This window comes from Pseudomonadota bacterium, assembly GCA_011049115.1.
In the GTDB taxonomy this organism is placed as follows: Bacteria; Desulfobacterota; Anaeroferrophillalia; order Anaeroferrophillales; family Tharpellaceae; genus DSCM01.
The window spans coordinates 28746-43543 of sequence record DSCM01000102.1 but is presented as its reverse complement, the minus strand read 5'-3'; the positions used below and the strand labels follow the sequence as shown (position 1 = coordinate 43543).

Below are 14798 nucleotides of genomic sequence, written 5' to 3'. Positions count from 1 at the left end.
GTTTGCGCAAGGATTATTTTATTTTGCCGTTTACCGGTTTTATGGTATCAGTGGATACTGTAAATCTGTTTTAAGGGCTTTGGTTCTGGGCCGTTCTCCAGAAGGATGGTCCCGGGGAGAAATGGAAGATGAAAAAAATTCTGGTAGTCGATGATGAAAAAGAGGTTCGGGAACTTTTTCTGCCGGGCTCTGGCTTCGGCACATTACAAAACAGAATCCGCGGCAAGTGGGGAGGAGGCCTTAAAGATCATTGAAAATGAGAATTTTTATCTGCTCTTTTTTGATCTCAATATGCCCGGGATGAATGGCATTGAGCTTTGCCGCAGGGTTCGTAAATTACAGTCTATCTCGATTATCTTCGCGATTACCGGTTATGCCTTGATGTTTCACCTGCATGAGTGCCGTGAAGCCGGTTTTGATGATTATTTTATCAAGCCGGTTTCTATTCGCACCCTGCTTTCCGAAACCGATGCGGCTTTTAAAAAGATCGATCGCTGGCTTGAGCGAACAAAATAGGTCAGGTAGACAAGTCTGACTTAGTTTGTTTTTTCGATAATTGACAAAGGAAACTTCTTTCACTAGAAGTCTGTAGCCTCTCCGCCGGCTGGCGGAGAAAACCAGGTCGGGGGAAAATAAATGTCCGGTAGACTTCCTGGTCGTGAAGACTGGTTGCTTTTGGCGGTGTCCGGCGGTGGTTTGGGCGCCTTGCCGCGAGCTCCGGGGACCTGGGGGTCTCTGGGCGCCTTGCCGTTATGGTTGATTTTTTCCCGGCTGGATCAGGCTGCATACCTGCTGTTGGTGCTGCTTTTTTCCGGAGTTGCCGTCTATCTTGCCGGGGCGGCCGCTAAGCCTCTGAAGACCACCGACAGTCCGGTAATCGTCATTGATGAAATCGCCGGTCTGGCCCTGGCGCTGACCGGAGTGCCGCTGGGATTAGGTAACGCCGTGGCCGCATTTTTACTCTTTCGTTTTTTTGACATCGTCAAACCCTTTCCCGCCGACTGGTGCGAAGCCAATCTTCCCGGAGGTTTCGGGGTTGTCGCCGACGATCTGGCGGCCGGCGTTATGGCCTGGCTGGTTCTGCAGGTAAAGATATTGATCATCTAATTTTTTCTATATTTGCTGGAGGAGTTGTTCATGGATAAAAATCGGCATCGGGCGATGGAGATGGCGGTCAGTCAGATCGAAAAGGAATTCGGCAAAGGCTCGATCATGCGGCTGGGCGATGAGTCCCGGGCTCAGAATATCGAGGTTATCCCGACCGGTTCATTGAGTCTTGATATCGCGTTGGGAGTCGGAGGTATTCCCCGGGGACGGGTTATCGAAGTCTACGGCCCCGAGTCATCTGGGAAGACCACTCTGGCGCTGAGCATCGTCGCCGAGGCTCAGAAAGCCGGCGGGGTCGCCGCCTTCGTCGATGCCGAACACGCCCTGGATGTGATCTATGCCCGCAAGCTGGGAGTCAATGTCGATGATCTGCTGGTTTCACAACCTGACACCGGCGAACAGGCTCTGGAAATCACCGAGATCCTGGTGCGCAGTGGAGCTCTTGATGTTGTCGTGGTGGATTCGGTCGCCGCCCTGGTGCCCAGAGCCGAGATCGAGGGGGAAATGGGCGACTCGCATATGGGTCTGCAGGCCCGGTTGATGTCGCAGGCTCTGCGCAAATTGGTAGCCGCAATCAGCAAATCAAAGACCACAGTCATTTTTATCAATCAAATCCGCATGAAAATCGGGGTTATGTTCGGTAATCCTGAAACGACGACAGGAGGTAACGCCCTTAAATTTTATGCAAGCGTCCGCCTTGATATCAGAAAGACCGGCAGCCTGAAAAAAGGCGATGACGTCTATGGCAATACGACTCGGGTCAAGGTCGTGAAAAATAAGGTGGCCCCACCTTTTAAAGAGGCTACATTTGATATTTTGTTTGGTGAAGGAATTTCTAAGTCCGGCGATGTTCTGAATCTGGCCGCTGACTGCGGGATTATTGAAAAAAGCGGCTCCTGGTATTCATATGATGGTGAACGGCTTGGCCAGGGGCGTGACTTTGTCAGTAATCAGCTACGGGAAAATCCTGAGCTGATGTCGGCAATCGAGCGAAAAGTTCGCGAATTTTATGCTATTCCGGCAGCGGTTGCAACACCTCCCCGGACTCCTGAAGATTCTGAATAGTCTTGTTTGTGGACGGCAGCCATGGAATTTTTTCACAGCATTCTTAAGACAGCCCTTAAATATAAGGCCTCCGACATCCATCTGAAGGCTGGGGCTCCGCCGATTGTCCGGGTCGACGGCAGACTTTATCCTTTCAAGGATTTTCAGCGGCTGGGGCCAGAGAATCTAAGAGCTATGGCGGAAATCATGATGGGCCCGACCCAGAGAGAATATCTGCGGAATTTTCATGAGGTTGATCTTGGTTATGGGGTGAGCGGCCTGGGGCGGTTTCGCGTCAATATCTATCAGCAACGCGGATCGCTGGTTATCGCCATGCGCACCATATCCTTTGATATTCTGGATCTGACTACCCTCAACATGCCGCCGATCGTCGAGAAACTGGTTGAGGAACAACGTCGAGGTCTGATCCTGGTAACCGGTACCACCGGGAGCGGGAAAAGCACGACCCTGGCGGCCATGATCGATTATATCAATAAAAACCGCAGTGAAAATATCATTACCATCGAGGATCCGATAGAATATCTGCACCGCGACAAATTAAGCCTTATCAATCAGCGCGAGGTTGGTTTCGACACCACATCTTTCGCGCTGGCGTTAAGGGCGGCTCTGCGGCAGGATCCTAATGTCCTTCAGGTCGGAGAAATGCGTGATCTGGAAACCGTTGAGATCGCCCTGACCGCCGCCGAAACGGGTCATCTGGTTCTGAGTACCCTGCATACCGTGGATGCGACGGAGACTATCAACCGCATCATTTCGGTTTTTCCGCCGCATCAGCAGCCGCAGGTGCGTTTGCAGCTGGCCAGTGTTTTGCGCGGAGTTATCTCGCAGCGGTTGATTGAACGCTGTGATTGTAAAGGACGGGTTCCGGCGGTTGAGGTCATGATTAACACGCCGCTGGTGCGAGAATGTATCGCCGACCCGGCCAAGACGATTAAAATCAAGGACGCGATTGTCAAGGGACATTTGATTTACGGCATGCAATCTTTTGACCAATCGATTCTGGGTCTTTACCGTAAAGGTTTGATTTCATATGAAGAAGCGCTTAGACAAAGCAGCAATCCGGACGATTTTCTGCTTAAGATCAAAGGGGTCAGTTCCAGTTCGGATACCAGCTGGGATGCCTTTGACGCCGCTTCGCAACCTGAGCCAGAGGATACCGCAAGCACTGCCAGGGACGATATCGAAAGATTCGCGAGATGAGTCGGGCCCCGGTTTCAGCTTGGTGGAAGGCCCAGGAACTGCTTGCCCGCCGAGCCCATAGCACCGGTGAATTGATTGAAAAGTTGCAGGTCAGAGGCTTTTCCGCAGCTGAAACAGAGTCCGCGATCAAGCGATTGCAGGAGTCGCGCATCCTTGACGACGAAAGTTTTGCCCGGGCCCTGACGGACGAGCTTTGTCAGCGTCGGGGTTATGGTTATCACGTTGTCGTCCAGCGTCTGCGGCAGAAAAAACTGCCCCCTGAATTAACTGAAAACGTGGTTCGGGGCTATTTCGCGGAGCTGGGTGAGTCCGCTTTAACCCACCTGATAAAGCACCTGGTTGAACGCCGTCGACCGTATGAAAGTGATCGTAAACGCCTTTTTGCTTGGCTTTTGCGCCGTGGTTTTCGCGGCGCTGAAATCGCTCGCGCCCTGGAATGCGAGCCTGAGAATGATTTTTAATGACTTCATCAAATAGTTCGCCGACTTTGTCTTCATTGGTAGCTATTCAGCCCGTTGAGATTATCTTCTTGGATTAAACCGCGAAGATCAGGACGTCCAGGTCCTGATTCCCGGAAAAATCGGGGTCGTGTACCCGGAATATCGGGTGTCTTGATAGTTACTTTTTATTAATGTTTTTCATGATAAAAGTTTATTGATTCCTAAGGAGATTTATGCTGATGACCGGAAATGAGATTCGCCGGAGGTTTCTGGAATATTTTCGCGGCCATGAACATACAGAAGTGGCCAGCTCAAGTTTGGTGCCGACCAACGATCCGACCCTGCTGTTTACCAATGCCGGCATGAACCAGTTTAAGGATACCTTTCTCGGATTGGAAGAAAGACCCTACAAGAGAGCGACGACCTCGCAGAAATGCGTGCGAGCCGGAGGTAAACATAATGATCTGGAAAATGTCGGGCGTACGGCCCGACATCATACTTTTTTTGAAATGTTGGGGAATTTCTCCTTTGGCGACTATTTCAAAAAGGAAGCAATTGCCTATGCCTGGGATTTTCTCACGGGAACCATGGGGCTGGCTAAGGATAGGTTGTGGGCGACGGTTTATCTGGATGATGATGAAGCTTATGGACTTTGGCGGGATGTGGTCGGCGTTCCGGAAGGCCGTATTGTCAGATTGGGCGAAAAGGATAATTTCTGGGCCATGGGTGATACGGGACCATGCGGGCCATGTTCCGAGATTCTGTACGATCAGGGCGAAAATATGAGCTGTGGCCCGAATTGTGGTATCGGCAGCTGCGATTGCGATCGTTATCTGGAAATCTGGAACCTGGTTTTTATGCAGTTTAACCGGGATGACACGGGCGAGATGAAACCTCTGCCCCATCCCAGTATCGACACCGGAATGGGCCTGGAGCGACTCGCCGCCGTAGTCCAGGGGGTTCAGAGTAACTACGATACCGATCTTTTACGAAACATAATCTCCGCCGCGGAAGCGCTCAGCGGCAAGGTCTACGGCGAAAGCGAGGAAAGCGATGTTTCCTTGCGGGTTCTGGCCGACCACAGCCGGGCCGTGACCTTCCTGATCGCGGACGGCATTCTTCCGGCCAATGAAGGCCGTGGTTATGTGCTGCGGCGCATTATGCGCCGGGCCGCGCGCCATGGGAAAATGCTTGGTCTGAACGAACCTTTTCTCTTTCGTTTGGCGCAGGCGGTCGCAGAAAATATGGCGACGGCCTATCCCGAGCTGAAACAGTTACTGCCTTTTGTCAGTCGGGTTATCAAAAGCGAGGAGGAGCGTTTCGGCGAGACCCTGGATCGCGGGTTGAAGGTCTTGGATGAGGAACTGGCTAAACTGAAGGCCGGAGGCCAGAAAACACTTTCCGGAGAAATTACCTTTAAGCTCTACGACACCTTCGGTTTTCCCGTCGATCTGACTTCCGATATTATTGCCAAGGACGGTTTCGGCGTTGATCACGCGGGTTTTTCCGAGCAGATGCAGCGACAGCAGGAACTTTCCCGTAAGGCCTGGAAAGGTTCGGGCGAGGAAGCGATTGGGGAAATCTACAAGAATATGCTCAGTGAAGGTTTGCGCAGTGAATTTGTCGGCTATGAGAAATTTGCCGCTACCGGTAATGTTATCGCAATCTTGCATGACGGAGAACGGGTTTCCCGGGCGGAGAAAGGGCAGGAGGTTGAATTGCTTTTCGATCGCACTCCGTTTTACGGCGAATCCGGCGGCCAGGTCGGCGATGAGGGCCGGGGAGAGAAAGATGGGGCGGCATTTACAGTCAAGAGCACAATCAAGCCCCTTGACGGGTTGATTCTGCATCGGGCTCTGATTCTGGAAGGAGAACTGCGCCTGCTTGATTCTTGTTATTTGGTCGTGGCCCGCGAAGAACGCCTGGCGACGGCCCGCCATCATTCCGCGACTCATCTTCTTCAGTTTCAGCTGCAAAAGGTTCTGGGAGAGCATGTGAAACAGGCTGGATCAATGGTTGGACCAAGTCGTTTACGATTTGATTTCAGCCACTTCTCGCCTTTAAGTGATGCAGAACTTGAAGAAATCGAGAGGCGGGTTAACCGTGAAATAATGGCTAATCTGCCGGTCCATACCGAAAATACCAGCATGGATGAGGCGGTCAAAAAAGGGGCCATGGCTATTTTTGGGGAAAAATACGGTGAGCGCGTTCGCATGGTCAGTGTCGGTGAAAACAGTATTGAGTTGTGCGGGGGGACCCATGTCGAGGCGACCGGCGATATCGGATTTTTCAAGATTGTTAGCGAAACCGGCATCGCGGCCGGGGTGCGCCGGATTGAAGCTCTGGCCGGCCTCGCGGCCTGGAATTATATCAATCAGCGGGAAAAAATCATACGTAAAGCCGCGGCCTTGCTGAAAGGGATTCCCGACGAACTGGTCGCCAGGGTGGAGAGGTTGCAGGAGCAGAACAAGGAACAGGCCCGGGAAATCAGCAGTCTGAAAGAAAAGCTGGTTAATGCCAATGTCGGAGAAGGCGTTTGCGAAGGAGAAGGCGGGCTTGAGGAAATTAACAAAATTCCGGTTCTGATCAGACGGGTTGAGTGCGAAGATCCCAAGGACATGCGTCGCATTATGGATATTTACAAACAGAAAAACAGCGCGGGGATCACCGCGCTGGGCGCGACCCATGCCGGCAAAGCCCTTCTGATTGTACATGTCGGCGCGACCTGGCAGAAGAGATATCCGGCCGGCACCCTGGTGCGCGAACTGGCGGCCCAAGTGGGGGGGCAGGGAGGGGGAAAGCCTGAGCTGGCTCAGGCCGGAGGCCCGGATGGGGCCCGTCTTGAACAGGCTTTACAGCATTTGCGCAAGCTTCTGGAGGTTGAATAAAATAAGCTGCCCTCTAAATAAGTCCGGGAAAACGTGGATATGAACCCAGGATTTTCATAAAGAGACAAATTCCCCTGGTGCTCTCAAGCATTGCCGCAATTTTTTCGTCCCGGCGGTGCCCCTCGAAATCGGCAATAAAAAAATAACTCCATTTTTCATTGCGGGTGGGGCGTGATTCTAGTTTTACCATATTGACTCCATATTCCGCCATCGGGGTCAGGACTTGGTACAAGGCTCCGGGCAGGTGAGGAGTCACAAAAAGAATAGAGGTCTTATCGTGTCCCGAAGGTGGGCTGTCTTTCTGGCCGAGAACCAGAAAACGGGTGGTGTTGCCGGAGAGATCCTCAATTTGGGCGGCGACAACCTGGAGATTGTAAAGCCCTGCGGCGGCGGCTCCGGCAATCGCGGCGCTACTACCGCCTGCGGCGGCAGCGCGCCGGGCCGCTTCGGCTGTGCTGCTGCATTCGATCAGGACCGCTCCGGGTAGATGGCGGCGAAGCCACTGCCGGCATTGGGCGAAAGCCTGGGCATGCGAATAAACCGTGCCGATTTTTTCCAGGGGCAGGTTTGTTTTTGCGAGCAGGTCGTGAGCGATAGTCTGGTAATGTTCGGCGCAGATTTTCAGGTCGGAACTGAAAAAAAGATCCAGCGTATGGTTAACCGCCCCCTCAATGGAATTTTCAACCGGCACCATCCCGTAATGGCAGCTGCCTTTTTCCACCGCTTGAAAAACCTCGGCGACATTGTTTTGTGAAATCGTGCTTGTGCCCCCGCCAAAGTGCCCCAGGGCCGCAAGATGAGTATATGAGGCCTCCGGGCCGAGAAAGGCGATCCGGTGAGGGTTTTGCAGCTCGCGTGCGGCGGCCATGATCTCCTTGAAAATCAAATGCAGGCCATTTTGAGTCAGTGGACCCTGGTTGAGCCGGTCAAGGTTTTGCAGTACCTGGCTTTCACGGGCATTATTGAGGGTCGTCAGACCCTCTTTTTGTTTCTGTTTACCGATTCTTCGGGCCAGTTCCAGGCGGCGATTGATAAGTCTGAGAATCTCCTGGTCTAAAGTATCGATTTCCTGTCGCAATGAATCAAGTTCCATGCTTATTCCTCAATTGATGAGAATTTGATATAGGCGGCCTTTGCGGCCTGGGTTATTCTCTGATGAGCCCAGCGTAAAAGTTCTGCCGTCATTTCCCAGGAGATGCAGGCATCGGTAACCGAAACCCCGTACTCCAGCTCATTTGAATCTTCCCGGCAGGGTTGACAGCCGGCAAACAGATTGCTTTCCAGCATCATCCCTACCAGGGCCTGATTGCCTTCGAGGCGCTGACCCAGAACATTTTGCAAAACGGTTTGCTGGACCTCGGGTTTTTTGCGGGAGTTGCCGTGCGAACAATCGACGATAATGGTTTCTTCCAGGCCCGCCTGGCGCAGCTGCTGGCAAGCCTCCTCGATGCTTACCGAGTCATAATTGGGCCGCAGGCCGCCGCGCATGACGATATGAGTCCAAGGGTTGCCGGCGGCAGAAACAATACAGCTTCTGCCGTTTGGATCAATCCCGATGAAACTCTGCGGGGTTCGGGCCGCGACCAGAGCATGAATCGCCTTGCTCAGACTACCGTCCGTACAATTTTTAAAGCCCACCGGCATTGAGAGTCCGCTGGCCATCTCTCTATGGGTCTGCGATTCCGTGGTCCGGGCGCCGATTGCCGACCAGCAGACCAACCCGGCCAGATACTGCGGGCTGATGGGGTCAAGCATTTCGGTTGCCGTGGGCAGCCCCATTTCAGTAATGCTGAGCAGGATGCGCCGCGCCCGGCGCAAGCCTTCATTCATGTCGCAGCTGCCGTTCATATAAGGGTCGTTAATCAGGCCTTTCCAGCCGATGGTGGTGCGCGGTTTGTCAAAATAGACACGCATGACGAGAAGCATGCTGTCAATTACTTCACGCTGTAATTCGGCCAGGCGTCCGGCGTAATCAAGGGCTGCCTTTTCATCATGAATTGAACACGGTCCGACAATCATCAGCAGGCGCGGGTCGCGATGCGCCAGGATATCGGCAATTCTCTGACGGCCAATGGTGACGACCTCGCGACTGGCGGAACTCATCGGTAGCTCCTGTTTAAAGCTGTTAGGATCGGTCAGGGGTTCGAAACTACGGATATTTACATCATCGGTCTGGTTACTAAGCATGGCTGTGACTCCTAAATCGTTGAATGCTGAGTTCTTATTTTCTATCAACCAATAAAAAGGGCCGGAGAGTATTTCCCACGGCCCTTAAAAGAAAAGCCGCAGCGGGTTTGCCTGCGGCTTGTATCGATTTTCTGTGAATCGTAATTCTACCGGGCAAACCTCTCCTTATCATTGCTAAAATAAAACCAAAAAAAGCAAGACAGAGAAACCGGGCGCACCATGATCAGACTAGACTATCCTTAAAATTGTGTAAATACTTCTTCGAGATCAGACCTGAAAGGCAGGATGGTCTCCTCTAAACCATTCCATTTCTTAAGTCAAGAAATTTTTCCTGAACATTCGGGCAAGCAAAAGCTGGTTTTTAACCTTTGATTGTGCTATCTCTGCGGCGTTTTTCAGTCGTGGCGCCGGCTGGGGTTTAAGCGCTCTTCGCAGTTGTTTAACTACCAGGAGTTATCGGGAAATGATTAAAGAAAAAATTCCGGTTTATAGAATGATTGTTTTCTTTATGACATTTTTATTAACCGTCGGTCTTTTTCTGTGGATGATCAAACCTTTTTTCTCGACACTGATCCTGGCGCTGATCATGGTTGGTTTGTGTTATCCGGCTTATCAGAAGCTGATTAGACCTTGCGGTGGCCGCAACTGGCTGGCTTCAGGTCTGATCTGCTTGGCAATTTTTATGGGAATTTTCGTTCCCCTGGTTTTTCTGATCAGTTCCCTGTCCGTCGAAGTCGCGGAATTTTATAACTATCTACGCCGCGAACTAACGGTTGACACCCTTAACCAGCTGATTGCGGCTCATTCCAGCAAGGTCGGCCGTTTTACCGATCTGCTGGATCATCTCGGTATCAATTATGATCTTGCCGACATCCAGAATGATATCATTCGGTTGAGCAAGGATATCGGCTTGCGGGCTTATAATTGGACTCGAAGTATGGCCGGACAGGTGATGAATTTTTCAATGCATTTTATTTTCCTTATCATTTTTGTTTATTTTCTTCTGCTCGAAGCCCCCCGGGTGAAGGCCTATCTGTTGGCTCTCTCTCCTCTGCCCCATAAACAGGAGGAGATTTTGTTACAGAAATTTAATGACATGACGGTGGCCATGGTAGTTGGCAATGGTGTGGCAGCGATTATTCAAGGGATTGTCGGGGGCTTCGGACTGGCTTTTTTTGAGATCAAATCGCCGATTCTCTGGGGCACGGTCATGGCGATTGTTGCCTTTATTCCGTTTATCGGCATTTCAGTGGTTTTTATTCCGATCGGAACTTATCTGTTGCTGACCGGTGAAATCGGCCGGGGCATCGCTTTTCTGCTCTCTTTCGGTTCTCTTTCACTGTTTGTCGAGTATCTGTTCAAACCTAAAATGGTGGGTGACCGAGTCAAAATTCATGTTTTATTGATTTTTATCGCCATTTTTGGCGGGCTTGCCACTTTCGGTGTTCTCGGAATTATTTTCGGACCGTTGATAACCATTGCTTTTTTGAGTATGGTTGAGATTTATCATCAGAATTATGGTAAAAAATAATGCGGGAGCGATTCCGCAACCCAAAACGGCCTTCACAGCCCATACCTAAAGGTATTTCTTTTGGTCAGTGCTCTTATCAGAACATCTTCTTGTTTTTGTTGTCGTAAAAAATGTTGAAAAAAATAAGACAATAACCTGTAAGACACTGATGCGGACAGAAGCCCGTAACCTCAAGGCGTTCTTTTGCTCCGCAGCGGGCGGTCTTCCCGATGACCGCAAATAAGTATTTTACCGGATTCTTTTCTGGTTTTTAAATCGAAAAAGGTAAACTTTTCAAGCGATATCATCACCAACTATTTTAAGGATTATGAGTTTTGCAGAAAAAACGGAAGTCAATTCTTTGTCCTGGTTGCCGTAAACTCATCAACCGCGACGAGCTTTTTTGTCCCTTTTGTGGTCTCAAACATCCCGGTCGGCATCTGCCCGATATCTTTCAACGCTGGAGTGCAACTCCCGCCGAGATTGTGCGTCCGTTGATCATTATCAACGTCGCGTTCTATTTTCTGACCCTGATGATGGCCCCCCTCCAGTTTGACGGATTGCATAATCCTCTGCGTTTCCTGGCCCCCGGCAGCCAGTCATTGCTGCTGGTTGGCGCCAGCGGTTCGATGCCGCTTTTTCATCTGCACCGCTGGTGGAGCTTGATTTCGGCGTCATTCCTGCATGGCAGCCTCCTGCATCTGCTGTTTAATATGGTTGCCCTCAACCAGTTGGGAAGAATGGCGGCTGAAATTTTCGGTTTATATCGGTTTTTGCTGATCTACCTGCTCAGCGGCGTCATCGGTTTCTATCTTTCATGTCTCGCCGGGGTAATGCTGACTATCGGGGCCTCAGCTTCTCTCTGCGGTTTGATCGGAGCCCTGCTTTTTTACGGCCTAAGTCGAGGCGGGGAGTTTGGACGGCTGGTCGTGCTGCAGGTTCGCGGCTGGATTGTCGGCTTGGTTCTGATCGGTCTTTTTCTGCCGGCGATCAATAACTGGGGGCATGGCGGCGGGCTGTTGGCCGGAATTGGCTTGGCGGCTTTGCTGGGTTATCAGGAACGACGCCAGGCAGGGATGTTCATTCGGCAAACTTGCGCCGTCGTGGTGATTATCTCGTTGCTGATTCTGGCCTGGGCCTTTGCCCAGGCCCTGTTTTACCTGTTCTGAAGGTGCTCGATTTCTGCCAGGAGTTGGTGGGCGGTGTTCGCGGTTTTCGGGTCCGTGGCTGATTCCAGTGCTTCATGCAGATAATAGGCGGCTGCGGTCAGCTCGCCTGCCGCAAAACGGATTTTCCCCAAATCCAGAAAGATCAGAGCCAGATCAGAACTTCCGGCATGAGTTTTGACAAAACTACGGAGCAGCAGGTCGGCGCTTTGCTGATGTCCGTCCTGGCGTACCCAGGAAGCCAATAAACTGGTTTCCTGGGCGTTGAGCGAGTTCAGGTCGCTGGGGGCAAGCAGGGGCAGGACCGTCATGGCGGAATCCCGATCCTGTAGAGCCAGGGCTTCGCGCAGCCGTTCAAAGGGAAGTGGAAAGGTTTTTTCTCGGGATTTTCGAAAGTCTTGATAGGCGTGCATTTTCCATTTCCGGTTCCAGATGAGGGCGCCGGCCAGACCGCTGATAAAACCACCGATATGGGCTCCATAGGCAACGCCTCCGCTGCTCGCCATGAGAAACGGAAGCACGTTGTCAACCAGCAGGTAAAATCCCAGCACCAGTCTCGCCGGAAGTCTGACAACATTAAAAAAAAACGGGAACAAGGCAAGAAAGACCTTGATTTGATTCCGGGGAAAGAAAATAAAGTAAAAACCCAAAACCCCCGAGATCGCGCCCGAGGCTCCAATCAAGGGGGTCATCGAGGTCTGGGTGAAGATGGAGAAAAAGAGGGTCGCCGCAATTCCGCAAAACAAGTAAAGAAGAAAATAGGGCAGGTGACCGAGACGATGCTCGACGTTGTCGCCGTAGATCCATAAGAAAAGCATATTGCCGGCCAGATGGAGAAAACTGCCGTGCAGAAACAAAGAAAAGAAGAGATCTTCAAGCTGCGGAGCTCCGGCTTTATAGCCATTGGCGAAGACAAAGACCTCGTAGGCCGAGATGCGCTGCAGCATGGCGGTCAGAGGCAGGTTATGCGGTAACCTTGGCGTCAGAAAACGAAGATATTCCTGCAGGGCCGGATCGTACAGATTCGCCGGCTGTTGCGTCAGGGGATAGGAGATGAAGATATAAACGGCAAAATTGGCCGCAATCAGCAGCCAGGTTGCCCACGGGGTATAATTTTCAGGGTTGGGGGAGTCTCCGATCGGCAGCAGCATGGTCGAGTGGTTCAGCTTTCCGAAAGATTATTGCCCAGCAGTTTCATGATCAGCTGCATGTCTTCCCAGGTTTCTTTTTTTCGTTCAGGACTGCGCAGCAGATATGCCGGGTGAAAGGTCGGTACCAGCCGACAGAGGTTTTTGTAGTTATAAACCTGTCCGCGCAGCCGGCTGATTGACTCACTGCTGGAGAGCATGGTCTGGGCCGAAAACTTACCCAGGGAACAGATGATCCGGGGGCGGATGGCCTCTATCTGGCGATCGAGAAAAGGAGCACAGATGGCGATTTCATCGGCTTCTGGGTTTCGGTTGCCCGGAGGGCGACATTTAATAATGTTGGCAATATAAACCTCTTCCCGGGTTTTGCCGATAGCCGCGATAATCTTGGACAGCAGTTGTCCGGCCCGACCGACAAAGGGTTCCCCCTGCAGATCTTCATCCGCTCCGGGGGCTTCGCCGACAAACATCAGTTCAGCCTGAGGATTGCCGGCCCCGAAAACCAGATGATTGCGGGTTTCACAGAGTCGACAGCGGCGGCAGTCGATAAGTTCCCGGTGAATGTCCTCCAGCTTCGAAGGCGGTAGCGGTTTATTGTTCAAGCTGATCTGATTTTCAATTGCATCCTTTCCGAGCTCGTTTACCTTTGGTTTTTCCGTTTTCCGGCCTGGTGTGAACGTGTTTTTTTTATCTTTCATGATGCCCTGATTTCTCAGTTGAAGCTGGCGTTCGAGATGATCTTTGAGCGCGCTTAAATCTTCCTTGAAACTACGGTCCATGCTCAAACCCCGGGCCCTCCGCGCCGGCGGCGCTCGCGTTTCAATTCAAGCAGGTGGTCAAAAATGATTCCGGCCACCTTTTCCTTGCTCATCAAAGGAAAATCAAGCACCTTTCCGTCCCGGTCGATGATCTTGATGATGTTGGTGTCAACACCAAAGCCAGCTCCCGGAGCCGTGACATCATTGGCGACAATCATATCCAGGTTTTTGCGCCGGATTTTATCTTTGGCATGGTCCAACAGCATGTTGGTTTCCGCCGCGAAACCAACCAGAAAAGGTTTGTTCTGACGCTGTCCGAGACCGGCCAGAATATCCGGATTGGGCTCAAGCTCAAGGCAAAAGCGGCCCTCGCGCTTGATTTTTTCGACGGCTTTAGTCGCCGGCCGGAAATCGGCCACGGCGGCGGCCATGATTACCGAGGTGACCCCTTCCAGATTCGCATCAATGGCCGCCGCCATTTCTACGGCGGTTCTGCAGGGAATCACCTTGATTCCCCACGTTTCGATTTCGGCGCAGGGACCGGCTATGAGCGTGACCTGGGCCCCACGTCGCCTGGCGACCGCCGCCAGGGCATACCCCATTTTGCCGGAAGAACGATTGGTCAGACAACGGGCCGGATCAATCGCTTCCTCCGTGGGGCCGGCGCTGATCAGAATCTTTTCTCCGCGCAGATCGTCCGGGCTTAACAGGGCTTTGATTTCATCCATGATGGCTTCGATATCCGCCAGCTTACCGCGGCCGACAACCCCGCAGGCCAGCTCGCCTTCGGCCGGATCCATGAAATTATAGCCCATTTCTTTGAGACCGGAAATATTTTTCTGGACAACTTTGCTGGCCCACATATTGGTATTCATGGCCGGAGCAAACAGAACCGGAACCCGGGTTGCCATGACCATGGTAGTTAAAAAATCATCCGCGATTCCGTTGGCGATCTTGCCGATAATATTGGCCGTGGCCGGGGCAATGACGAGTAGATCGGCCCGGCTGGCCAAAGCAACATGACCAATTTCCGCAGAGGCAAAGAGGGTGAAGATTTCGGTTGTGACCGGGTTGCCGGACAAGGTTTGAAAGGTCAGGGGCCCGACAAATTCGGTGGCGCTCTTGGTCATGATAACATTGACGTTGGCCCCCTGTTTAGTCAGCTCACGCAGCAGTAAAACTGATTTGTAGGCGGCAATTCCCCCGGTGACCCCGAGCAGGATCTCTTTTCCATGCAACATGATCGGCTGAGCTCCACTTGGAAAGTTTTCTGAGTTGTTGACTTATTCATGGTAAACAGGTTAGGCAAGTCCTCTGGCCGAAGATGAC

Annotated in this window: 12 protein-coding genes and 1 pseudogene; 8 read left to right on the top strand and 5 right to left on the bottom strand. The window is 51.9% G+C overall.

The genetic code is table 11. The features are described 5' to 3' along the window. Positions 1-128 precede the first annotated feature (128 nt). The 6 genes and pseudogenes from ENN66_09240 to alaS all read left to right on the top strand — a co-directional run bounded on the left by ENN66_09240 (position 129) and on the right by alaS (position 6700). Positions 129-516 (top strand): annotated as a pseudogene (locus ENN66_09240) (response regulator). A gap of 120 nt (positions 517-636) precedes the next feature. After that, the gene (locus tag ENN66_09235) at positions 637-1107 is read left to right on the top strand and encodes a phosphatidylglycerophosphatase A (protein HDS16769.1); all 471 of its coding nucleotides are present in this window, start codon (positions 637-639) and stop codon (positions 1105-1107) included. Between the two features lie 30 nt (positions 1108-1137). Beyond that, positions 1138-2172, top strand: coding sequence for a recombinase RecA (gene recA, locus ENN66_09230; protein ID HDS16768.1), 1035 nt, complete (start codon positions 1138-1140; stop codon positions 2170-2172). 21 nt (positions 2173-2193) lie between these two features. Further along, the gene (locus ENN66_09225; GenBank protein HDS16767.1) at positions 2194-3372 is read left to right on the top strand and encodes a type IV pilus twitching motility protein PilT; all 1179 of its coding nucleotides are present in this window, start codon (positions 2194-2196) and stop codon (positions 3370-3372) included. After that, positions 3369-3833 carry a regulatory protein RecX gene (locus tag ENN66_09220; GenBank protein ID HDS16766.1) on the top strand — a complete coding sequence of 155 codons (465 nt, stop codon included), beginning with the start codon at positions 3369-3371 and terminating at the stop codon, positions 3831-3833. Before ENN66_09225 ends, ENN66_09220 begins: the two co-directional genes overlap by 4 nt. 218 nt (positions 3834-4051) lie before the next feature. Further along, complete coding sequence (gene alaS / locus ENN66_09215; protein ID HDS16765.1) at positions 4052-6700, top strand: alanine--tRNA ligase; 2649 nt, start codon at positions 4052-4054, stop codon at positions 6698-6700. Between the two features lie 13 nt (positions 6701-6713). Here alaS and pheA read toward each other — a convergent pair whose 3' ends face one another. Together pheA and ENN66_09205 are read right to left on the bottom strand one after the other, a co-directional pair. Next, positions 6714-7793 (bottom strand): prephenate dehydratase, encoded by a 1080-nt coding sequence (pheA, locus tag ENN66_09210; GenBank protein ID HDS16764.1) that lies wholly within the window; start codon positions 7791-7793, stop codon positions 6714-6716. A gap of 2 nt (positions 7794-7795) precedes the next feature. Beyond that, complete coding sequence (locus tag ENN66_09205; protein ID HDS16763.1) at positions 7796-8887, bottom strand: 3-deoxy-7-phosphoheptulonate synthase; 1092 nt, start codon at positions 8885-8887, stop codon at positions 7796-7798. A 463-nt stretch (positions 8888-9350) separates the two neighbouring features. Here ENN66_09205 and ENN66_09200 point away from each other — a divergent pair, with 463 nt between their 5' ends. Continuing rightward, complete coding sequence (locus ENN66_09200) at positions 9351-10418, top strand: AI-2E family transporter (GenBank protein HDS16762.1); 1068 nt, start codon at positions 9351-9353, stop codon at positions 10416-10418. A gap of 314 nt (positions 10419-10732) precedes the next feature. Next, entirely contained in the window at positions 10733-11566 is an 834-nt protein-coding gene (locus ENN66_09195) for a rhomboid family intramembrane serine protease (GenBank protein ID HDS16761.1), read from the top strand. Here ENN66_09195 and ENN66_09190 read toward each other — a convergent pair. Genes ENN66_09190 through coaBC form a run of 3 tightly spaced genes read right to left on the bottom strand, consistent with a single transcriptional unit; the run spans position 11554 to position 14710 of the window. Further along, positions 11554-12714, bottom strand: coding sequence for a rhomboid family intramembrane serine protease (locus tag ENN66_09190; protein HDS16760.1), 1161 nt, complete (start codon positions 12712-12714; stop codon positions 11554-11556). The two genes, ENN66_09195 and ENN66_09190, sit on opposite strands and share 13 nt — an antisense overlap. A gap of 11 nt (positions 12715-12725) precedes the next feature. Next, on the bottom strand, positions 12726-13490 hold the full coding sequence (locus ENN66_09185; GenBank protein ID HDS16759.1) for a uracil-DNA glycosylase: 765 nt from the start codon (positions 13488-13490) through the stop codon (positions 12726-12728). Between the two features lie 2 nt (positions 13491-13492). Next, the gene (gene coaBC, locus ENN66_09180) at positions 13493-14710 is read right to left on the bottom strand and encodes a bifunctional phosphopantothenoylcysteine decarboxylase/phosphopantothenate--cysteine ligase CoaBC (protein ID HDS16758.1); all 1218 of its coding nucleotides are present in this window, start codon (positions 14708-14710) and stop codon (positions 13493-13495) included. Positions 14711-14798: the final 88 nt, after the last annotated feature.

Coding starts and splice junctions, on each gene's coding strand:
- alaS (HDS16765.1), top strand. CDS start 4,052: ATGACCGGAAATGAGATTCGCCGGAGGTTTCTGGAATATTTTCGCGGC.
- ENN66_09190 (HDS16760.1), bottom strand. CDS start 12,714: ATGCTGCTGCCGATCGGAGACTCCCCCAACCCTGAAAATTATACCCCG.
- ENN66_09220 (HDS16766.1), top strand. CDS start 3,369: ATGAGTCGGGCCCCGGTTTCAGCTTGGTGGAAGGCCCAGGAACTGCTT.
- recA (HDS16768.1), top strand. CDS start 1,138: ATGGATAAAAATCGGCATCGGGCGATGGAGATGGCGGTCAGTCAGATC.
- ENN66_09200 (HDS16762.1), top strand. CDS start 9,351: ATGATTAAAGAAAAAATTCCGGTTTATAGAATGATTGTTTTCTTTATG.
- pheA (HDS16764.1), bottom strand. CDS start 7,793: ATGGAACTTGATTCATTGCGACAGGAAATCGATACTTTAGACCAGGAG.
- ENN66_09205 (HDS16763.1), bottom strand. CDS start 8,887: ATGCTTAGTAACCAGACCGATGATGTAAATATCCGTAGTTTCGAACCC.
- coaBC (HDS16758.1), bottom strand. CDS start 14,710: ATGTTGCATGGAAAAGAGATCCTGCTCGGGGTCACCGGGGGAATTGCC.
- ENN66_09185 (HDS16759.1), bottom strand. CDS start 13,490: ATGGACCGTAGTTTCAAGGAAGATTTAAGCGCGCTCAAAGATCATCTC.
- ENN66_09235 (HDS16769.1), top strand. CDS start 637: ATGTCCGGTAGACTTCCTGGTCGTGAAGACTGGTTGCTTTTGGCGGTG.
- ENN66_09225 (HDS16767.1), top strand. CDS start 2,194: ATGGAATTTTTTCACAGCATTCTTAAGACAGCCCTTAAATATAAGGCC.